This window comes from Streptomyces ferrugineus, from assembly GCF_015160855.1.
Taxonomy (GTDB): Bacteria; Actinomycetota; Actinomycetes; order Streptomycetales; family Streptomycetaceae; genus Streptomyces; species Streptomyces ferrugineus.
In genome coordinates this window covers 9,249,808-9,269,437 of sequence record NZ_CP063373.1, presented here as the reverse complement: position 1 = coordinate 9,269,437, position 19,630 = coordinate 9,249,808, and the positions used below count along the sequence as shown (strand labels likewise).

The 19,630-nt window shown below is 70.7% G+C and carries 18 protein-coding genes and 1 pseudogene; 8 read left to right on the top strand and 11 right to left on the bottom strand.

What is annotated here, in order from left to right; all coding sequences use genetic code 11:
- Positions 1–231 precede the first annotated feature (231 nt).
- Positions 232–378: a hypothetical protein gene (locus IM697_RS45275; RefSeq protein ID WP_228045179.1), complete on the bottom strand. Its 147-nt coding sequence runs from the start codon at positions 376–378 to the stop codon at positions 232–234.
- 41 nt (positions 379–419) lie between these two features.
- Positions 420–860 (bottom strand): annotated as a pseudogene (locus IM697_RS46060) (POT-type proton-dependent oligopeptide transporter); the annotation flags it as partial.
- A gap of 285 nt (positions 861–1,145) precedes the next feature.
- Here IM697_RS46060 and IM697_RS41125 point away from each other — a divergent pair.
- The 5 genes from IM697_RS41125 (at position 1,146) to IM697_RS41105 (ending at position 6,942) form a co-directional block, all read left to right on the top strand.
- Entirely contained in the window at positions 1,146–2,156 is a 1,011-nt protein-coding gene (locus IM697_RS41125) for a polyprenyl synthetase family protein (protein WP_194042125.1), read from the top strand.
- 160 nt (positions 2,157–2,316) lie between these two features.
- Positions 2,317–3,363, top strand: coding sequence for a CHRD domain-containing protein (locus tag IM697_RS41120; protein WP_228044372.1), 1,047 nt, complete (start codon positions 2,317–2,319; stop codon positions 3,361–3,363).
- A 283-nt stretch (positions 3,364–3,646) separates the two neighbouring features.
- Positions 3,647–4,912: a LolA family protein gene (locus IM697_RS41115; protein ID WP_194042121.1), complete on the top strand. Its 1,266-nt coding sequence runs from the start codon at positions 3,647–3,649 to the stop codon at positions 4,910–4,912.
- Positions 4,913–4,964: 52 nt separating this feature from the next.
- Entirely contained in the window at positions 4,965–6,035 is a 1,071-nt protein-coding gene (locus tag IM697_RS41110; RefSeq protein WP_194042119.1) for an ABC transporter ATP-binding protein, read from the top strand.
- Positions 6,022–6,942: an ABC transporter permease gene (locus tag IM697_RS41105; protein WP_194042117.1), complete on the top strand. Its 921-nt coding sequence runs from the start codon at positions 6,022–6,024 to the stop codon at positions 6,940–6,942. Before IM697_RS41110 ends, IM697_RS41105 begins: the two co-directional genes overlap by 14 nt.
- Here the strand turns inward: IM697_RS41105 and IM697_RS41100 are convergent.
- From IM697_RS41100 to IM697_RS41090, 3 genes are all read right to left on the bottom strand, one after another.
- Entirely contained in the window at positions 6,939–7,523 is a 585-nt protein-coding gene (locus IM697_RS41100) for a flavodoxin family protein (protein ID WP_194042115.1), read from the bottom strand. The genes IM697_RS41105 and IM697_RS41100 overlap by 4 nt on opposite strands.
- Positions 7,524–7,580: 57 nt before the next feature.
- Positions 7,581–8,909 (bottom strand): amidase, encoded by a 1,329-nt coding sequence (locus IM697_RS41095; protein WP_194042113.1) that lies wholly within the window; start codon positions 8,907–8,909, stop codon positions 7,581–7,583.
- Positions 8,910–8,978: 69 nt separating this feature from the next.
- The gene (locus IM697_RS41090; protein WP_194042111.1) at positions 8,979–9,500 is read right to left on the bottom strand and encodes a DUF6668 family protein; all 522 of its coding nucleotides are present in this window, start codon (positions 9,498–9,500) and stop codon (positions 8,979–8,981) included.
- Between the two features lie 270 nt (positions 9,501–9,770).
- On the opposite strand from IM697_RS41090, the gene IM697_RS41085 reads away from it, so the two are divergent.
- Positions 9,771–11,300, top strand: coding sequence for a tetratricopeptide repeat protein (locus IM697_RS41085; protein ID WP_194042109.1), 1,530 nt, complete (start codon positions 9,771–9,773; stop codon positions 11,298–11,300).
- A 35-nt stretch (positions 11,301–11,335) separates the two neighbouring features.
- Here IM697_RS41085 and IM697_RS41080 read toward each other — a convergent pair whose 3' ends face one another.
- The 4 genes from IM697_RS41080 to IM697_RS41065 form a co-directional block, all read right to left on the bottom strand.
- On the bottom strand, positions 11,336–12,286 hold the full coding sequence (locus IM697_RS41080) for a M28 family metallopeptidase (RefSeq protein WP_194042107.1): 951 nt from the start codon (positions 12,284–12,286) through the stop codon (positions 11,336–11,338).
- 176 nt (positions 12,287–12,462) lie between these two features.
- The gene (locus IM697_RS41075) at positions 12,463–12,939 is read right to left on the bottom strand and encodes a VOC family protein (RefSeq protein WP_194042105.1); all 477 of its coding nucleotides are present in this window, start codon (positions 12,937–12,939) and stop codon (positions 12,463–12,465) included.
- A 132-nt stretch (positions 12,940–13,071) separates the two neighbouring features.
- Positions 13,072–14,025 (bottom strand): EamA family transporter RarD, encoded by a 954-nt coding sequence (rarD, locus tag IM697_RS41070; RefSeq protein ID WP_194042103.1) that lies wholly within the window; start codon positions 14,023–14,025, stop codon positions 13,072–13,074.
- A gap of 197 nt (positions 14,026–14,222) precedes the next feature.
- Positions 14,223–15,077 (bottom strand): SDR family oxidoreductase, encoded by an 855-nt coding sequence (locus IM697_RS41065; protein WP_194042101.1) that lies wholly within the window; start codon positions 15,075–15,077, stop codon positions 14,223–14,225.
- Between the two features lie 88 nt (positions 15,078–15,165).
- On the opposite strand from IM697_RS41065, the gene IM697_RS41060 reads away from it, so the two are divergent.
- Positions 15,166–15,570, top strand: a complete 405-nt coding sequence (locus IM697_RS41060; protein WP_194042099.1) for a winged helix-turn-helix transcriptional regulator — start codon at positions 15,166–15,168, stop codon at positions 15,568–15,570.
- A gap of 81 nt (positions 15,571–15,651) precedes the next feature.
- Positions 15,652–16,164, top strand: coding sequence for a DUF6082 family protein (locus tag IM697_RS41055; RefSeq protein ID WP_194042097.1), 513 nt, complete (start codon positions 15,652–15,654; stop codon positions 16,162–16,164).
- 198 nt (positions 16,165–16,362) lie between these two features.
- On the opposite strand, the gene IM697_RS41050 is transcribed toward IM697_RS41055, so the two are convergent.
- The gene (locus tag IM697_RS41050; protein WP_194042095.1) at positions 16,363–17,442 is read right to left on the bottom strand and encodes a 2-oxoacid:ferredoxin oxidoreductase subunit beta; all 1,080 of its coding nucleotides are present in this window, start codon (positions 17,440–17,442) and stop codon (positions 16,363–16,365) included.
- Positions 17,435–19,363 carry a 2-oxoacid:acceptor oxidoreductase subunit alpha gene (locus IM697_RS41045; protein WP_194042093.1) on the bottom strand — a complete coding sequence of 643 codons (1,929 nt, stop codon included), beginning with the start codon at positions 19,361–19,363 and terminating at the stop codon, positions 17,435–17,437. The genes IM697_RS41050 and IM697_RS41045 overlap by 8 nt, the downstream gene beginning before the upstream one ends.
- Positions 19,364–19,630: the final 267 nt, after the last annotated feature.

Here is a 19,630-nt window from a genome sequence, read left to right as displayed (position 1 = left end):
CACCGAGTGTGCGTCCTCCTCCCGCCGGTGTTCGCGCCCCTGAGTGTCGACTACGAGGACGGAACCTCCCCTGTAGTGCACGTCGTTGTCATGGTGATCGTCCGTGGAGCAGAGGGTGACGATCGCCTCGACGAGGCGGGTCCCGTACGGGGCGGGACGCGCCGCAGGTCGTGGTGAGTCGTCTCGTAGGGGAAGGACGTACGGATGCGCATGAGCGGGATCCCCGTCCGGTCAGTGCACCTGGTGCGTCGTGCGGCGCGGCCAGGGCGCCGCGGCCATCACGGCGAGCCCGGGCGTGGCCGATATGCCGGAGGCCTCCAGGAGGGCGTCGCCGAGGCCGAGCAGCGGGTGGGAACCCACGATCCACCAGACGGGCATGAGGGGGGCGTCGGAGGAGTGCCCCGAGGTCGGCGGTGCCCCATGTGGGCCCACAGTGCGACGACGGCGGCGGTGGCGGCGAGGCCCGTGACGATCAGGCGGGTCGTCCGGCGCGACGGGGGTCCTTCGAGGGTGCGGGAGTCCGGGGCCGGCGCGAAGGGGGCGGCATGCTTCCGTCCGGCCGGATGACGGCGCCCGGCGAAGACGCCGATGTTGATCGCCATGCAGTAGAGCGCGAAGCCGGTGTCGCGGCGGTCGTCGTCCGTGCGGTAGAGCTTGCCGACCAAGGTGGCGACGTTGGGCTTGAGGAGGCCGGTGCCGGCGCTGATCAGGCCGAGGCCTGCCCGGGTCATGGCGGCGGCCGGCACCGCCATGGCGTAGTGGCCGCAGGCGATCAGGTCCGACCGACATGCCCATACCGCCGTGGGCCACCGTGTCGGCGAAACAGAGCACCAGGATGGCTGCATGCCGAGGGACGAGAAGGGGGACGAGGAGCGCCCCCAGTCGTCGCCAGGAGTGGGCCCGCTCCCGGCTTCACCATCGACTTCGGTTCGGGATACGGACCGCTACTTCCCTATAAGTCGATGCTTATCCGGCCTTATCAGGTGATCAAAAAAATACCGGCCGTGATCCGATACCGCCTGTGGTGGACGGGTGGGCGGCATCGGTGATCGAAACGTGACCGGATACGCTGACTTGAGTGATGGCAGCGACCTATCGACAAACCGTGTAACCGCCAGTAGACACCAGCAGACAGGAGACCCCTCGTGACCGTCGTCGGGCCGTTCGGGCTGAGCGTGCGGGACCAGGCTCTGGAAGCCGATGTCCAGGCCGGATTGGCGGCTGTCGAGGAGGGATTGCTCGAAGCCACCAAGAGTGAGGTCCCCTTCATCACCGAGGCCGCCCAGCATCTGGTGCGGGCGGGTGGAAAGCGCTTCAGGCCGTTGCTCGTGATGCTCACCGCGCAGTTCGGCGACCCGTATGCGCCGGGTGTCGTGCCCTCGGCGGTGGTGGTCGAGCTCACCCATCTGGCGACGCTGTACCACGACGACGTGATGGACGAGGCGGCCGTACGGCGCGGGGTCGACAGCGCGAACACCCGCTGGGGCAACTCGGTCGCCGTACTGACCGGCGACTTCCTGTTCGCCCGGGCCTCGCACACCCTGGCCGACCTCGGGCCCGAGGCGGTGCGGGTGCAGGCCGAGGCGTTCGAGCGGCTGGTCACCGGGCAGATCCTGGAGACCGCGGGGCCGCAGGACGGCCGGGACCCGGTCGAGCACTACCTGGATGTGCTGAGCGGGAAGACCGGGTCGCTGGTGGCGGTGTCGTGCCGCTTCGGGGCGATGATGTCGGGCGCCGACGAGACGGTGGTCGATGTGCTGACCCAGTACGGGGAGCGGCTGGGGGTCGCCTTCCAGCTCGCGGACGACGTACTGGACATCGCGAGCGACTCCCACGAGTCCGGGAAGACGCCGGGGACGGATCTTCGTGAGGGCATTCCGACGCTGCCCGTGCTGCGGCTGCGGGAGCGGGCCGAGCGGCTGGGGCTGGCGGAGGACATCGCGCTGTGCGAGCTGCTGGACTCCGATCTGAACGACGACGCGCGACACGCGGAGGCACTGGCCGCGCTGCGGGCGCACCCCGCGTTGGAGCAGGCTCGGCGGGACACGGTGCGGTATGCCGAGGACGCGCGGGCCGCGCTGGCGCCGTTGCCGGATGTCGATGCCAAGGCCGCGTTGATGGAGCTGTGCGACGCGGTGGTGCATCGGGCCGGCTAGGGCTTTTCGCCCCCGTCGGCCCGGCCGCGAACGCGGTCGGCATAGTGGCGCACGTCACAAAGTTGGACTGAGTCCAAACTGAGATCGTCTCCGTACCCATGCCCAGAAGCTGACGCAGGGGGCGTCAGCCGCATTACGGGGAGAAAACAGAATCATGGGTATGAAGACGACGTTCTCGAAGCGCCATAAGAGCCTGATCGTCACCGCCGTCGCGGTGGCCGCCGCCGGCGGTGTCGCCGCCACGGTGATTCCCGCCTTCGCCGCCGGAGGCAGCCGCGCCGACCACGCGGGCCACGCCGGAGGCGACACGCAGGGGATCGTGAGCCAGAGCGCTACCGCCGAGGGCGGCACCGGGGGCACGATCCTGGCCGCCGGCCTGCGCGGGGCCAACGAGGTTCCCGTCGAGGGCGGGCCTGCCGTCGGGGACGAGGACGGAGCCGCTCTGCAGTTCGTGAAGGTCAAGGGCGACAAGGTGTCCGTCGCCGTCACCTGGCGCGGCACCGGCAAGCCGACCGCCCTCCACATCCACCAGGGCGCCAAGGGCACCAACGGCGGCATCAAGGTCGACTTCGGCGGCCTCCTCGACAAGAGCAAGAGCAAGAGCAAGAGCAAGAACAAGAGCAAAGGCAACGGCCACAGCCTCACCGGCACCGTCAAGGTGAAGGACCCCGCCCTCCTCAACGCCCTGAAGACCGAACCGAATTCGTTCTACGCCAACCTGCACACGGCCGAGTTCCCGGGCGGCGCCGTCCGCGGTCAGCTCCACAAGGTCACCGTCGCCGGGTTCGACTTCCGGGACGCGCTCGACAACTTCCAGGCGTCCGTCATCAAGGGCAAGCAGATCTACGAGTGCAAGCCGGCCGAGGGCGGCGGGTACGCCTTCGCCCAGCGCGACGTCAGCGCCGTACTGGGCGGCCGTATCGCGCACTCCTTCGTCGCGCCCAACTCGGGTACGCCGCAGTGGATCGCGCGGGACGGCAGCGCGGTGACCGGGGCCGTCGTCTCCAGGACCCCGAACGGCGACAAGAACATCCCCGAGCTGGACCTGAAGGCCACTCAGTCCGGCAGGCACCACGGCCTGCTGGCCGACACCGCCGAGATCCTGCGGCTGAACACCGTCGGCGGCGTGGCCCCGAGCGGCTCCTGCACGCCGGGCGCGATCGTCGGCGTGCCGTACCAGGCCGACTACGTGTTCCTCAACGGCTGATCCGGTCGCCGGCACGCACGCACAGCGGCGTCTTCCCCACCAACCCCTACGGGTCGGGGGAGGCGCCGCCTCCTTGTGTCATACCGCAGGTGTACGCGGAGTTGGCTCCGAAGGTTGACGCATCTCTCCGGCCGATTTGGTCAGATGGAAACCACGGAAAACACCACTCCTCACCGATTCGGGTGAGAATGGCGGCTCAGGGGTGGGCTGGTGCGGGGTCGATAGGACTCGCGGGCGAGGAACGAGACGGACGGCCGCCGCCGACGACGGAGGTAAGGCACACATGGCACCGTACGAATCCGACGACAGTACGACCGCCGCGGAGGTCGACGACCTGCGCGCGGGGCGGCGCAAGGCCGCGCGGTACGTCGTTCCGGTCGCGGTCGTGGGAGTCGCGGCGGCGACGATCGGGCTCGTCCCGGCGATCGCCGACTCCGGCGACCCGGACCTGCCGGACATCACCGCGCAGCAACTCATCGAGAAGATCGCCAAGTCGGATGTGCAGCAGCTCTCCGGCACCTTCAAGGTCACCACCGATCTGGGCCTGCCCGACCTCGGCGGGCTGGAGTCCAGCCTCACCTCCGGCGCCCTGCCGTCGGGATCGGGTGACGGTTCGTCGGCCGACCCCTCGGCCAAGCTGACCGAGCTGGCGTCCGGCACGCACACGCTGCGCGTGGCCGTCGACGGCGAGGACAAGCAGAAGCTCTCCCTGCTGGAGAACGCCTCCGAGTACAGCCTCATCCACAACGGCAAGGACGTCTGGGGCTACGACAGCAAGTCGAACGAGGTCTTCCACGGCACCGCCGACGAGGCACAGGGGCAGAAGGAGAAGGGGAAGACCGACGAGGTTCCCGCCACTCCCAAGGAGTTCACCGAGGAGGCCCTCAAGGCGGTCGACGACACCACGTCCGTCACCGTCGACGGCACCGCGCAGGTCGCGGGCCGCGACGCCTACCGGCTGCTGATCAAGCCGAAGCAGTCCGGGACCACGGTCGGTGCGATCACCGTGGCCGTGGACGCCAAGACCGGTATGCCGCTGAAGTTCACGCTGACCCCGTCCAGCGGTGGCGCGGCCGTGATCGACGCCGGCTTCACCCAGGTGAGCTTCGCCAAGCCGGACGCCTCCACCTTCGACTTCACCCCGCCCAAGGGCGCGAAGGTCACCGAGGAGGGCGAGCTGGAGGCTGAGGCCCAGAAGCACGGCTCCGCGAAGTCCGAGGACGAGTTCCGCAAGGAACTCGAGAAGGAGTTCGGCGGCCCGAAGTCCGAGGGCAAGGCTGGCCAGGGTGGTCCCGAGGTCATAGGCGAGGGCTGGAACTCCGTGGCCGTCTTCGACACCGGCGGCGAGGGCATCCCGTCCGGCTCCGAGGTCGGCGGTGACATGGGCGGCTTCCTGGACTCCCTGGGCGACAAGGTCACCGGTAAGTTCGGTTCGGGCACGGTCTTCAAGACCCGACTGATCAACGCCCTGGTCACGGACGACGGCAAGGTCTATGTGGGCGCGGTCGACAAGGACGCGCTCGTGAAGGCGGCCGGCTCCGGGAAGTAACCCGCAGCCAACCGCCGTACCCGCACCACGAACCGAGGAGCCCGAGGCGCCGATGGAGGAACCGCCCGCCGGGGAGACCGCCGAGGCCGCGCACGCCGATTCGGATGCCGGATCCGGTCAGGCCCGGTCCAGCCGGGCCGGCGCGGCCCCGCACACCCACCCGCACGGCCCGTCGGGCCCGACGGGCGAGGGTGACACGGTCATCGCCACCCACGGGCTGACCAAGCGCTACCGCGGCGGGCAGCTCGCTGTGGACGGTCTCGATCTGGCCGTCCCGGCGGGCAGCGTCTTCGGGTTCCTCGGGCCCAACGGCTCGGGCAAGACCACCACCATCCGCATGCTGATGGGGCTGATCGAGCCCACCTCGGGTACCGCGCATGTGCTCGGCCGGCCCATGCCGCGGGCCGTGCGCACCGTGCTGCCGCACGTGGGCGCGCTCATCGAGGGGCCCGCCCTGTACGGCTTCCTCTCCGGCCGCGACAACCTCCTGCGCTACGACGCCGCCGACCCGACCGCCGATCCACGCACCCGGCGCACCCGCGTCGCGGCCGCGCTGGACCGGGTGGGCCTGACGGCCGCCGCGGGCAAGAAGGCCAAGGCGTACTCGCTCGGCATGAAGCAGCGGCTGGGGCTCGCGGCCGCCCTGCTCCAGCCGCGCAGGCTCCTCGTCCTCGACGAGCCGACCAACGGCCTCGACCCGCAGGGCATGCGCGAGATCCGTTCGCTGATCCGGGAACTGGCCTCCGACGGCACCACCGTTTTCCTCTCCTCCCACCTCCTCGACGAGATCGAGCAGGTCTGCACGCACGCGGCGGTGATGGCCCAGGGGCGGCTGATCACCCAGGGCGCGGTGGCGGAGCTGGCCGCCGGGGTCCGCGGCCGGCTCTTCGTGACCACGCCCGACACCGCGGACGCGGCCCGGGTGCTGAAGGAGCAGGGTGCCGGTGACGTCGTCATCATCGACGACCGGGTGACCGCCGAACCTCCGGAGCGTGATCTCGCCGACGTCAACGCGGCGTTGGTGAGGGCCGGGGTCCGGGTCCGGGGCTTCGGGGTCGAACGGGCCTCCCTGGAGGACGCGTTCGTGGCACTCACCGGGGAGGGATTCGATGTCGCAGGCTGAAGTCGTCCAGCAGGGCGGCGCGCTCGACATCCAGCAGGGCGGTGCGCTCGAAGGGCCTCGGAAGGCCAGCCCCTTGTGGACCCTCGGGCTCTTCCGCAGCGAACTGCTCACCACATTCCGGCGCTGGCGCACCCTCGCGCTGCTCGCCGTCCTCGCCGCCGTGCCGATCCTGGTCGGGATCGCCGTGAAGATCGAGACCGGTGACGGCTCCGGGGGCGGTGGCCCGCAGGGCGGCGGCCCGGCGTTCATCTCGCAGATCACCAACAACGGTCTGTTCCTGGTCTTCACCGCGCTGGCCGCGACGCTCCCGTTCTTCCTGCCGATGGCGATCGGCGTCATCGCCGGCGACGCGATAGCCGGCGAGGCGAACGCGGGCACCCTGCGCTATCTCCTCGTCGCGCCCGCCGGACGCACCCGTCTGCTGCTCACCAAGTACGCGACCACGATGGCCTTCTGCGTGGTGGCGACCCTCGTGGTCGCGGTCTCGGCGTTCACGGTCGGGGCGCTGCTCTTCCCGCTCGGTGACCTGACGACGATCTCCGGCACCCGGATCAGCTTCGCGGAGGGGCTGGGCAGAGCCCTGCTGATCGCCCTGGTCGTCGCCTTGTCACTGATAGGCGTGGCGGCGCTGGGCCTGTTCGTCTCGACGCTGACCAACAGCGGCATCGCGGCGATGGCGACGACGGTGGGCCTGCTGATCACCGTCCAGATCCTCGACCAGATCCCCCAGCTCCACGCGCTGCAGCCGTACTTCTTCTCCCACTACTGGCTGTCCTTCGCCGACCTGATGCGCGACCCCGTCTACTGGGACGACCTGATCAAGAACCTCGGCATCCAGGGCCTGTACGCGGCGGTGTTCGGCTCGGCGGCCTGGGCGAGGTTCACGGCGAAGGACATCACCGCCTAGTCGGTCTCGTACGGGAAGCGTGCGAGCGGCGCCTCCTGCGCGAAGAACGTCTTCGCCCGGGCCAGCGCCGCGGCGTCGCCGAGCACATCGCCGGGCTTGCTGCCGTTGCCCAGCAGCACCCCGCCGAAGCGCATGCGCAGGTACGCGGCGGAGTTGCTGAGCGTCCCGACCAGCGGGTCGGCGACCTCCCGCTCCTCGTGCGCGAGCGCGGTCACGCCCCACAGGGTGCGCCCGGCCATGGTCGCCTTGAAGTCGACGCCGGGGGTGCGCAGCCAGCCCGACCAGTAGTCGAGGTAGCGCTTGACGTGGGCGGACACCGAGTACCAGTACAGCGGCGAGACGATCACGACGTCCGTGGCCGCGAGGGTGGCGTCGAGCAGCAGCGCCACGTTCCCCCGCGTCGGGCGGGTGTGGTCACTGTCGTGCCGCAGGTCCTCGAAGTCGGGCAGCGGATGCGCGGCCAGGTCGATCCACTGCTGTTCGACGTCTGAGGGCAGCTGCTCGGCGGCCCTGCGCGCGAGCAGTTCGGTGTTGCCGTCGGGGCGGCTGCTGCCGAGGACGAACAGGAAGCGGCGGGTCATGGGTCCCCCAGAAGGTCGGCCGTCACGTCGCGGGCCGTATCGGTCGGTGTACGGCACCTAACCGCGAGTACAGGACCCGATATTCCGCTCCGCCACACCGGCTGCCCTGAGCAGCAGCGACTCCGCGCCGTGGGCCGCCACCAACTGGAGCCCCACCGGGCAGCCGTCCGGCCCGAACCCCGCCGGGATGCTGATCGCCGGATGCCCACTCAGGTTGAACGCCCAGGTCAGCGCGGTGGAGTAGCGCTCGCCGGGCCCGTCGTGGCCGTGCGGTGGGGTGGGGGCGGTCGGCGTCAGGAGCAGTTGGGCATCGGCGAAGAGGGCGGCCAGGCGGCCGTCGTTCGCGGCGCGGATGTGCTGGACGTCTGGGGTGGGCTCCGCGCCCGGAGCCGCCCGCAGGGCGAGCCAGGCCGGGGCCGGGTCGTCGAGGCGGAACGGGGTGCGCGGACGCACGGCCCTGATCGCGCCGGCCTCGGCGAGCCGCACGGCGGCGGCGTGGGCGACGGCCACGACGTCCGGGTCGGGGGAGTCGAAGCCGAGGTCGGGGGACCATACGGCGCTCGGGGTGTCGTACCGTCCGGTGGGCTCGGTGGGCTCGGTGGGTCCGGTGGGTCCGGTGGGTCCGGTGGGTCCGGTGGGTCCGGTGGGTCCGGTGGGTCCGGTGGGTCCGGCAGGTCTGGCGGGCTCGGTGGGCTTGGCGGGTTCGCCGTTCGCGCCCGTGCCGGAGGCCGCCGTCCCGGGTCGGGTCCCATCCCCCGACATCACCCGCCAGTACGCCGCCGCATCCCCCACGCACCGCGCGAGCACGCCCGGCGCCATGAGCCCGCTGCGGTCGGTCGACGGCCAGAGCCCATTGCTGACCTTCAGCCCGACGACCCCGCACCACGCCGCGGGAATGCGGACCGACCCGGCCCCGTCGTACCCGGTCGCCAGCGGCACCAGCCCCGCCGCCACGGCCGCCGCGGAACCGGCCGAGGAGCCGCCCGGCGTACGGTCGTGGCGCCAGGGGTTGACGGTACGGCCGTGCCGGCCAAGTCCCCACGTCTGCCAGACGGTTCCCGGCCCCGGGACGGACGTCGCCCCCACCGGCACACATCCCGCCGCGATCAGCGGTCCCGCCGTCCGCAGCCCCCGCCGTCCCTTGACGCCGATCGGCACGCCCGCCAGCGGCAGCCGCTCACCGGCGCCGACCCGAGCGTCCACGTCGGCGGCCCGGCGAAGTGCCTCGTCGGCCCACACCTCGATGAACGCGCAGAGGGTCGGGTCCGTTCGCTCGATCCGGTCGAGGGCCTCAGCGATGACGTCGACCGCGCGGAGGGACTGCGAGCGTACGGCTGTGGCGATTTCCTCGGCCGAGGGGGCGGTGGCGTCGGGTGTCGTCGTCATGGGGTGATTGTCCGGGAAGGCGGGTTTCCTCGCGGCGTTGCAGACGCGGCACCCGCACCACCGCCGACCTCAGCGAGCGCGCCCGGTCAGCCGTGCCAACGCCGCCGCCTCCTTCGGCGGCCGGCCGCTCAGATCACCGAGTCGCCAAGCCGGCACCCACGGCACCCGGTACACATCGACCACCGACTCGATGACCCTGGCCTGCTCGGCGAGCGGCCGCGGCAGGCGGCCCGGCGCGTCCGCGACCAGGACGACCGCGTCGAGATCGAGGCCGTGCGGAGCCTCCCCGCGCCGGAAGACCTCGAGGGCGCCCAGCGCCGCGGCCAGCCCGGTCGCATGGGTGCGGGCCACGAGCAGCACCGACGGCGGATCGGCGGGGCCGGGCCAGGCGCGTCCGCAGTCGTGGCCGCCGTAGACCGAGGCGAGAGTGGTGACTCCCGCGCCGCCGTGCACACCGACCCAGGAGAAGCGCCGGGGCGTGGCGGCGGCGGGGGAGGGCGGCGGTTCCTCCGGGAGGGCCACCGGCCCGCGGATCCAGATCTCCGGCCCCGGCTGCGGCCGGCCCTGCTGTACGTGCATGTCAGTCCGCATGCCCGCACTCCTCCCTCGTCACGCCATCGATCTTGGTGCCAGGCATGAGAACGCTGTGACGTGGCACAAGGTCCTGGAACGAGTCTGTGACGCCACGGTGACGTCCGCACTGCGCGTGGCCGGAGAGACTCGAGAGTACGTGTACGACGTGTCCGACCTGTACGACCGGACCTGGACGCCGGGGAAGCGGAACCCGACGACGCGAGGGAGCACCATGGAACCCGAACGTGCCGTCCGCGCACTCCCCGACGCATGCGAGTGAGGGAAGCGATGCCTCGACTGAGCCGCGCGAAGAAGCGGGAACAGAAACGCGCCGCCGCGGCGGCCCCCGTGGCCGCGCCGATCGACGTGCACGTCCCCGTCGCCGGTCCGGGCGCGGGCGGCGCGTCGATCGGCGGGGTGCCCGTCACCGCGGCGCCCGGCGAGGAGATCCAGCAGGTCGTGCTGACCCACCTCCAGCGCATCGCCCTCGCCGGCGGCCACGCCGTGCACGCCACCGTCCACGACGAGCGCATCGGGTACGTCGTCCCGCTGCTGGTCGAGCAGGACGGTTCCAGCCACTTCACCGCCGAGCCGGTGCGGACGGCTCCGGCGGGGGAGACGGTGCCGTCGACGGAGCAGCCCGCCCCTGCGGCGCCCGCTCCCGCAGCGGGCGACCCCGCACCGGACGCGACGCCGTATCGGGACAGCCCCACCCAGATCCTTCGCCCGCTGACGGACCCGAACCTGGACCTGGACCCGGACCCGGCACAGGAGGCCTCGCCCACCTTCCGGCTGCGCCCCCTGCCCGAGCCGGTGCGGGACGCCGCGCCCGGCACGGTCGCGCCGCCGCTGGGGGAGTTCGGCCCACCGCCACGCATGGACGCGGGCCCGGAGCCGTCCGACGCACCGCCGAATGCCGCGCCGCCGAATGCCGTACCGCCGAATGCCGTACCGCCGCATGCCGTACCGCAGAAGGCCGTAGGGCAGGACGCCGTAGGGCAGGACGCCGTACGGCAGGACGCCGTACCCGAGGCCGATCTGCCGCAGGACGCTGTCCCGCTGGACGACGTACCGCGAGCCGGTCTCCCGGACCCCGCCGTACCGGAGGCCGATCAGCCGTCGGACGCGCCGCGCGAACCCACCGCGTACACGCCCACCGACCCCATCCCGCTCTCCGCCCCCGCCCCGATCCCCGTCCGTGCCGCGGACGCGGTACCCGGCTCCCGGCCGGACCCCGTGCCTGCCCCCGACCCCGTGGTCGACCCCGACCCCAAACCCACCCCACCCCGCGGCTTCGACGCGGTGGCCGAAGCGGTCCTCGGTGACCCGCCGCCCGCCACCACCGACGCCTCCCCCTTCGCGGAGGCGAGCGCGCGGATCAACGACGCCGTGCGGGCGGGACGGACGCAGGAGGCGGCTCTGCTCGCGGAGCGGACCGTGGCGGAGGCGTCGGCGGTGCTGGGGCCGGAGCACCCCGAGGTGCTCCGGATCCGTGAACTCTCCGCCTACATCGCCTACTTGGCGGGCGACCCGGAGCGGGCCTTCGCCCTCTCCCTGGACGTGGCGCGCCGGCACCACCGCGCCCACGACGCGGAGGCGGCGTACGGCAGCCTGCACGGCGCGGCCACGGCCTGGCGCGCCGTGCGCGACCCTTCGCTCGGGCTGTACCTGGGCCGGGATCTGCTCGGCCTGTGGGACCAGCTCGCGGCCGAGGGCGGTCCGGCCGCCGACGACGTCGAGGAACTGGAGTCGGCCCGTGCCCGCATGGACCGCCTCTCCGCCCGAGCCGCCAAGCCGGCCGAACCGCCCAGGAGCTGAGCCGGCCGAACCGCCCAGGAGCTGAGTCGGGGTGACTACTCCGACAGCTCCCACACCGCGTGCGCGACGGCGTCGCTGTTGCGGTCGAGGGCGGTGTCGTTGATGTTGGACGTGGTGTCGCAGGACGAGTGGTAGCAGCGGTCGAAGGACCGCCCGGACGTGCCGCCCCACTTGGCCGCCTGCGCCGCCGTCTTCGTGCGGCTCGCCCCCGTGAACAGCCCGCCCACCGGCACGCCCGCGCTCTTGAACGGCGCGTGGTCGGAGCGGCCGTCGCCCTCGGTCTCGATCTCGGTCGGGACGCCCAGTGCGGCGTAGTAGTCCTTGAAGGTCTTCTCGATGGCGGGGTCGTCGTCGTAGACGAAGTAGCCGGGGTTGGGCGAGCCGATCATGTCGAAGTTCAGATAGCCGCTGATCTTCGCGCGGTCGGTGGCGGAGAGGTTGTTGACGTAGTGGCGGGAGCCGACGAGCCCCAGCTCCTCCGCGCCCCACCAGGCGAACCGCAGATGCTTGGTGGGCTGATAGCCGGCCCGCGCCACGGCGAGCGCGGTCTCCAGGACCGCGGCCGAGCCGGAGCCGTTGTCGTTGATGCCGGGGCCGGAGGAGACGCTGTCGAGGTGCGAGCCGGCCATGACGACCTGGTTGGCGTCGCCGCCGGGCCAGTCGGCGATCAGGTTGTAGCCGGTGCGGCCCGAGGACGTGAACTGCCGGACGCTAGTGGTGTATCCGGCGGCGTCCAGCTTGGCCTTCACATAGTCGAGGGAGGCCTTGTAGCCGGGGCGGCCGTGGGCGCGGTTGCCGCCGTTGGCGGTGGCGATCGACTGGAGCTGGGTGAGGTGGGCCTTGACGTTCGCCACGGGTATGTCGGGTGCGGCGGCGGCCTCGACATCGGTCGCGGTCGCCGCGTCGGCTATGGAACCGCCGGTCAGCAGTGTGGCGGCCGCGACTGTGGCGGCCGCCGACGCACGCCAGGAGACGGGGAGCTTCATGTGGGGGGCTCCGACTTCCAGGCGGAACTCTGTGGGGTGGCCACAGGAGTTCCACGGTGAATGGGGTGCCTGGATGGTGAGGGTGAGCCTGACTCTCCGTCAAGAGTCCTATTCGGACGCGGAGTTCGAATAGTGAAAACCCTGTGTGGAAACCCGTGTGAAACCCTGTCCGGCCGTCACTGCACGCAGAACTCGTTCCCTTCCGGGTCGGCCATCAGCGCCCACTCCCCGGACGGCTCCCTGACTCGCCGCAGCACACTCGCCCCCAGCCCCTCCAGTCGCTCGACCTCGGCCTCGCGCTCGCCGACCGCCGCGTGCAGATCGAGATGCAGCCGGTTCTTGACGGTCTTCTCCTCCGGCACCCGCTGGAACAGCAGCCGCCGCCCGAGCCCTGTGCCGGTGTCCTTGTCGTACGGGTCGTCCGGATGCCGTACGGCCACCAGGTCCCGGAAGGCGAGCCGGGCGTGGAACTCGACGGTGGCCTCCCGCGGCAGTGCGCCGAGTTCCAGGAGCCGCTCGATGAGGGCGTTGTTGTCCTCGACCTCGTAGTGCAGCGCGGCGGCCCAGAAGTCGGCCTGGGACTGGGGGTCGGCGCAGTCGATGACGACCTTCCAGTGAAGGGGTGTTGGGGTGGTGCCGGGTTCCTGTGTCATGCGACCACTCATATGGGGGTGGGGGAGTGGGCCGCAACGGGAATCGCCGGTCGGCATGCATCAGCCCGTCCGGCGTCTGAGGACGAGGCCCTTTCGGGGCCGGAGCGGGGCCTGGGAGCGGCAGCCCCCAGATCAGGCATCCACTGCGGCGGAGGCCGGCTTCTCGACCCGCTCCACGTTGAGCTCGGCCACCCTGCTCCGCCGAGCGGAGCGCCACGCATCCGCCGTCAGCAGCGACAACGCCAGCCACACCAGCGCGAACCCGGCCCACCGCTCGGCCGGCATCGCCTCGTGGAAGTACAGGACCCCGAGCAGGAACTGGAAGACCGGCGTCAGGTACTGGAGCAGCCCCAGCGTCGACAGCGGCACCCGTATCGCGGCCGCGCCGAAGCAGACCAGTGGCAGGGCGGTGACGACTCCGGCGGCCGCGAGCAGCGCCACGTGCCCGGGCCCCTCCGACGTGAACGTCGACTCCCCCTGTGCCGTCAACCAGACCAGATACGCCACGGCGGGCAGGAACTGGATCGCGGTCTCCACGGCCAGCGACTCGACGCCGCCGAGGTTGACCTTCTTCTTGACCAGCCCGTACGTGGCGAAGGAGAACGCGAGGACGAGAGAGATCCACGGCGGCTGGCCGTACCCCACGGTCAGTACGACCACGGCCGCGAAGCCGATCGCGACCGCCGCCCACTGCACGGGCCGCAGCCGCTCCTTGAGGAGCAGCACGCCCATCGCGATCGTGACGAGGGGGTTGATGAAGTACCCGAGCGAGGCCTCCACCACATGGCCCGTGTTCACGGACCAGATGTAGACGCCCCAGTTGACGGTGATCACGCCGGCGGCCACGGCGACCAGCGCCAGCCGCCGGGGCTGCCGTATCAGCTCACCCGCCCAGGCCCAGCGGCGCACGACGACCAGCGCGACCGCCACGAAGACGAGGGACCAGGCCATCCGGTGGGCCAGGATCTCGACCGCCCCGGCGGGCTTCAGCAGCGGCCAGAAGAGGGGGACCAGCCCCCACATGCCGTACGCCGCGAAGCCGTTCAGCAGACCTATCCGCCGCTCACCCCTGGACTTCCCGGTCACGGCCCCTCCTCAGCACCCTCATGCGGCCGCGTCCTTACGTCGGCTCGCACGAAGGTAACGCCGAACGCCCCCGCCTGTCATGCCCGTATCGGCATACGGTCATGACAGGCGGGGGTCGACGGGAGCCCGGGCCGGGAGGGCGGGGGTGAGGGCCGGGAGGGCGGGGGTCGGGAGGTCGGGGGCGGGGCCGGGGAACCTCAGCCCTTGAGTGCGGCCGCGACCGCGTCGGCCAGCGGCGTGGTCGGCCGTCCGACCAAGCGGGACAGGTCCCCGCTGTCCACGACCAGCTCGCCCTGCGCCACGGAGGCGTCCACACCGGCGAGGATCGCGGCGACCGGCTCCGGCAGCCCGGCGCCGACCAGGATTCCGGTGTACGCCTCGACGGTGACCGGGTTCTCGGCGATCTCCTTGCCGGTCTGCCGGCTCAGCTCGGCCGCGTACTCGGCGAAGCTCCAGGCGACGTCGCCGCCCAGCTCGTACGTCTTGTTCTCGTGGCCCTCGCCGGTCAGTACGGCGACCGCGGCGGCGGCGTAGTCGGCGCGGGAGGCGGAGGAGACGCGGCCCTCGCCGGCGGCGTGGGTGACCGCGTTGTACTGCAGGACCGGGGCGAGGTTCTCGGTGTAGTTCTCGTGGTACCAGCCGTTGCGCAGCAGCGTGTAGGGCAGGCCGGACTCCAGGAGCGCCTTCTCGGTGCCGCGGTGGTCGTCGGCGAGGGCGGCGGTCAGGGCGCCGGGCGCGCTGGTGTACGCGAGCAGGGCGACGCCGGCTGCCTTGGCGGCGTCGATGACGACCTGGTGCTGGCCGACGCGGCCCTTGTCGAACTCGTTGCCGGATATGAGCAGCACCTTGTCGCCGGCCGCGAGGAGCCCGTCGAAGGTCTCGGGGGCGTTGTAGTCGGCGACGGCGATCTTCACGCCGCGCTCGGCGAGGTCGGCGGCCTTCTCGGGGGTGCGGACGACGGCGGTCACCTGGCCCGCCGGGACCTTCTCCAGTAGCTGCTCCACGACGTGGCGGCCCAGGTGTCCGGTGGCTCCGGTGACGACGATGCTCATGATCAGAACTCCTTGTGGGTGCGTTGGCACTAACCCTAGGGGATGCGCTTACTGAACGAAAGTACCCACTTTGAAGTAAGGTACTGATATGGCAGTAAGTGACGCGGTGAGCGCGACGACGAGCAGGTACGACATCGGCGTCGGCGAGCAGATGTGCCCGTACCGACTGGTCCTTGAGCACGTCACCAGCCGCTGGGGCGTCCTGGTCCTGATCGAGTTGCTGGAGCGCCCCTACCGCTTCAGCGAACTGCGCCGTGCGATCGGCCGGGTCAGCGAGAAGATGCTGACCCAGACCCTCCAGACCCTGGAGCGCGACGGCCTGGTCCACCGCGACGCCAAGCCGGTGATCCCCCCGAGGGTCGACTACTCCCTGACCGACCTGGGCCGCGAGGCGGCGCAGCAGGTGCGGGGGCTGGCGCTGTGGACCGAGGAGCGGATGGGGGAGGTGCAGAAGGCGCGGGAGGCGTATGACGCGGCGAAGCGCCGGGCTTGACCGCCCCCTTTCCGCTTCCCGCGCCGGCTTGCACTCTGGATGCGTGATGCGACGGTGGCTGGCGGATCGGGGGAGAGGGGCATGACGGTGCCGAACCAGTCGGAGCCGATGCTGGAACTGCTTCAACAGGCTGTCCAGCAGTTCGGCCGCATGGCGGACGGGTACCAACGGATCGCCGACGAACTGCACCGGGCGAACGCGATCCGGCTGCAGAGCCTCTTCCTGGCGCAGCTGACCCGTGCGATGGACGATCCGGTGCTGGCCGAGACCCTGAGCGGCTGGCCCGACCTGACCGAGGACAAGCGCCGCCAGCTGCTGAACGCCAATGCGCAGTACGGGCTCATTCTGCTGACCCACCGCGTCGGGATCATCGACCGGAGCGAACTCCTCGGGCACCTGAAGGTACTGCGGGGCAACGCCATCTTCGCGGAGTACTGGCAACGGACGGCCTGGGCCCGGGAACACCTGCCGCCGGAGTCCTTCGAGGCGAGAGTCGGCAGGGCCGTCGATGCCGTCATGGACGAACGGCTGGACGATCTGGAGGAATGGTGGGTCGTAGGCCCTGACTCCGATTCCGAGTCACCACGTCACTGAGGGGAGCCCGGATCTCATGGACCCGTTGTCGGTCCGCATCGTCCGCCGTCCGGGAGACTCCCCGCGCCTACCGGGGAGCAATTCCGGTGCGACCTGCCCCGATATCTTCGACGCCTGACACCTGACGCCTGACGTCGGGGGCCTGGGTGCCGCGCGGCACCCAGGCCCTCAATTCCGTTCCCGCCGCTCGAACGCCGGTCAGCCCACGACCGTCCAGGTGTCTCCACCCGCCAGCAGTGCCGCCAGGTCTCCCTTGCCGTTCTGCTCGATCGCGGTGTCCAGCTGGTCGGCCATCTGGGTGTCGTACACCGGCCGGTCCACCGAGCGGAACACGCCGATCGGGGTGTGGTGCAGGGTGTCCGGGTCGGCCAGCCGGGACAGGGCGAAGGCGGTGGTCGGGGACGCGGAGTGGGCGTCGTGGACCAGGATCTGCGCCTCGTTGTCCGGGGTGACCGTCACCACCTTCAGGTCGCCGGTCCGGGTGTCGCGTACGACGCCGCGGTTGCCGTCGGCGCCGAAGCGGATGGGCTGTCCGTGTTCCAGGCGGATCACCGCCTCCTCGGCCTGCTGCTTGTCCTTGAGGACCTCGAAGGCGCCGTCGTTGAAGATGTTGCAGTTCTGGTAGATCTCGATCAGTGCGGTGCCCTGGTGGGCGGCCGCCTCGCGCAGCACCTGGGTGAGGTGCTTGCGGTCGGAGTCGACGGTGCGGGCCACGAAGGACGCCTCCGCGCCGATGGCGAGGGAGACCGGGTTGAAGGGTGCGTCCAGCGAGCCCATCGGCGTCGACTTGGTGATCTTGCCGACCTCGGAGGTCGGGGAGTACTGGCCCTTGGTCAGGCCGTAGATCCGGTTGTTGAACAGCAGGATCTTCAGGTTCACGTTGCGGCGCAGGGCGTGGATGAGGTGGTTGCCGCCGATCGACAGGGCGTCTCCGTCACCGGTGACCACCCAGACGCTCAGATCGCGGCGTGAGGTGGCCAGGCCGGTCGCGATGGCGGGGGCGCGGCCGTGGATGGAGTGCATGCCGTAGGTGTTCATGTAGTACGGGAAGCGGGAGGAGCAGCCGATGCCCGAGACGAAGACGATGTTCTCCTTGGCCAGTCCCAGCTCCGGCATGAAGCCCTGCACCGCGGCCAGGATCGCGTAGTCACCGCAGCCGGGGCACCAGCGCACTTCCTGATCGGACTTGAAGTCCTTCATGGACTGGCGGGCCTCGGCCTTGGGGACGAGCGAGAGTGCCTCGATCGTGCCCGTGCCTTCCGCGGACGTCTCAGGCATCGATGGCCTCCTTGAGAGCCTTGGCAAGCTGTTCCGCTTTGAACGGCATGCCGTTGACCTGGTTGTACGAGTGTGCGTCCACCAGGTACTTCGCCCGGATGAGGGTGGCGAGCTGGCCGAGGTTCATCTCGGGGATCACCACCTTGTCGTAGCCGCCGAGTACCACGCCCAGGTTGCGCGGGAACGGATTCAGATGCCGCAGATGAGCCTGCGCGATCGACTCACCGGCGGTGTGCAGCCGACGGACCGCGGCCGTGATCGGCCCGTACGTCGACCCCCACCCCAGCACCAGCGTCGTCGCCCCGTGCGGATCGTCCACCTCGAGATCCGGCACCTCGATACCGTCGATCTTGGCCTGCCGGGTCCGCACCATGAAGTCGTGGTTGGCCGGCGCGTAGGAGATGTTGCCCGTGCCGTCCTCCTTCTCGATCCCGCCGATGCGGTGCTCCAGCCCCGGCGTGCCCGGAACCGCCCACGGCCGGGCCAGGGTGTGCGCATCCCGCTTGTACGGCCAGAACACCTCGCTGCCGTCCTCCAGGGTGTGGTTCGGCCCCTGGGCGAACTGCACGGTCAGGTCCGGCAGCTCATCCAGCTCGGGGATCCGCCACGGCTCGGAGCCGTTGGCCAGATAGCCGTCGGAGAGCAGCATCACCGGCGTGCGGTAGGTCAGCGCGATCCGCGCCGCCTCCAGCGCCGCGTCGAAACAGTCCGCCGGCGTGCACGGGGCCACCACCGGTACCGGCGCCTCCCCGTTGCGGCCGAACATCGCCTGCAGCAGGTCCGCCTGCTCGGTCTTGGTCGGCAGCCCCGTCGACGGCCCGCCGCGCTGGATGTCGATCACCAGCAGCGGCAGCTCGAGCGAGACCGCCAGCCCGACGGTCTCCGACTTCAACGCCACACCCGGGCCGGACGTCGTGGTCACCGCCAGCGACCCGCCGAAGGCCGCCCCCAGCGCCGCACCGATTCCGGCGATCTCGTCCTCGGCCTGGAAGGTGCGCACCCCGAAGTTCTTGTGCCGGCTCAGCTCGTGCAGGATGTCCGAGGCCGGAGTGATCGGATACGAGCCCAGATACAACGGCAGGTCCGCCTGCCGGGACGCGGCGATCAGACCGTAGGACAGGGCCAGATTCCCGGAGATGTTCCGGTAGGTGCCCACCGGGAACGCCGTCGTCGCCGGTGCGATCTCATAGGAGACCGCGAAGTCCTCGGTCGTCTCCCCGAAGTTCCAGCCCGCCCGGAACGCCGCGATGTTCGCCGCCGCGATATCGGGCTTCCTGGCGAACTTCGACGTCAGGAACTTCTCCGTGCCCTCCGTCGGCCGGTGGTACATCCACGACAGCAGACCCAGCGCGAACATGTTCTTACTGCGCTCGGCCTCCTTGCGCGTCAGGTCGAACCCCTTCAGCGCCTGCACCGTCAGCGTCGTCAGCGGCACCGGATGCAGGCTGTAGCCGTCCAGCGAGCCGTCCTCCAGCGGCGAGGTGGCATAGCCCACCTTCTGCATCGCCCGCTTGGTGAACTCGTCCGTGTTGACGATGATCTCCGCACCCCGCGGCAGATCCCCGATGTTCGCCTTCAGCGCCGCCGGGTTCATCGCCACCAGCACGTTCGGCGCATCGCCCGGCGTGAGGATGTCGTGGTCGGCGAAGTGCAGCTGGAAGGAGGACACACCCGGCAGGGTCCCGGCGGGAGCACGGATCTCCGCGGGGAAGTTCGGCAGCGTCGACAGGTCATTGCCGAAGGACGCCGTCTCCGACGTGAAACGGTCGCCGGTGAGCTGCATACCGTCGCCCGAGTCCCCCGCGAAACGAATGATCACTCGGTCCAGCCGGCGGACATCCTTTGTCCCTGCCGGTTTGCGCTGCTCTCCCACGACGGCTTCGTCGGCCTGCTCCGCTGGGCTACTGACCTGGCTGGTCACTGAACTGGACCTCCTTCGAGGCGGCTGTCTGGGCATGGCCTTCCCGCAAGCCTTCCCAGGATCAACCCTACGTCCGCAAAGGTCGCCCTCCCCGGGCCATTCGCATGACGGACATGGATTTGAGACGCTTCGCCACCCTGAGTTGTCATGAATACACGCCCCCCGGCGCTGCTTTGAAAGACGCTCCCTGTTCTTTCTTCGGTTGCCGTGCTCGCGCCCGCCCGGTGGATGCCGCGGGACCGGTCACCCACTTCACTGACACGGTGT

Coding starts and splice junctions, on each gene's coding strand:
- IM697_RS41120 (WP_228044372.1), top strand. CDS start 2,317: ATGAAGACGACGTTCTCGAAGCGCCATAAGAGCCTGATCGTCACCGCC.
- IM697_RS41050 (WP_194042095.1), bottom strand. CDS start 17,442: ATGCCTGAGACGTCCGCGGAAGGCACGGGCACGATCGAGGCACTCTCG.
- IM697_RS41060 (WP_194042099.1), top strand. CDS start 15,166: ATGGCAGTAAGTGACGCGGTGAGCGCGACGACGAGCAGGTACGACATC.
- IM697_RS41080 (WP_194042107.1), bottom strand. CDS start 12,286: ATGAAGCTCCCCGTCTCCTGGCGTGCGTCGGCGGCCGCCACAGTCGCG.
- IM697_RS41100 (WP_194042115.1), bottom strand. CDS start 7,523: ATGACCCGCCGCTTCCTGTTCGTCCTCGGCAGCAGCCGCCCCGACGGC.
- IM697_RS41110 (WP_194042119.1), top strand. CDS start 4,965: ATGGAGGAACCGCCCGCCGGGGAGACCGCCGAGGCCGCGCACGCCGAT.
- IM697_RS41090 (WP_194042111.1), bottom strand. CDS start 9,500: ATGCGGACTGACATGCACGTACAGCAGGGCCGGCCGCAGCCGGGGCCG.
- IM697_RS41065 (WP_194042101.1), bottom strand. CDS start 15,077: ATGAGCATCGTCGTCACCGGAGCCACCGGACACCTGGGCCGCCACGTC.
- IM697_RS41075 (WP_194042105.1), bottom strand. CDS start 12,939: ATGACACAGGAACCCGGCACCACCCCAACACCCCTTCACTGGAAGGTC.
- IM697_RS41115 (WP_194042121.1), top strand. CDS start 3,647: ATGGCACCGTACGAATCCGACGACAGTACGACCGCCGCGGAGGTCGAC.
- IM697_RS41055 (WP_194042097.1), top strand. CDS start 15,652: ATGACGGTGCCGAACCAGTCGGAGCCGATGCTGGAACTGCTTCAACAG.
- IM697_RS41095 (WP_194042113.1), bottom strand. CDS start 8,909: ATGACGACGACACCCGACGCCACCGCCCCCTCGGCCGAGGAAATCGCC.
- IM697_RS41105 (WP_194042117.1), top strand. CDS start 6,022: ATGTCGCAGGCTGAAGTCGTCCAGCAGGGCGGCGCGCTCGACATCCAG.
- IM697_RS41085 (WP_194042109.1), top strand. CDS start 9,771: ATGCCTCGACTGAGCCGCGCGAAGAAGCGGGAACAGAAACGCGCCGCC.
- IM697_RS45275 (WP_228045179.1), bottom strand. CDS start 378: ATGCCCGTCTGGTGGATCGTGGGTTCCCACCCGCTGCTCGGCCTCGGC.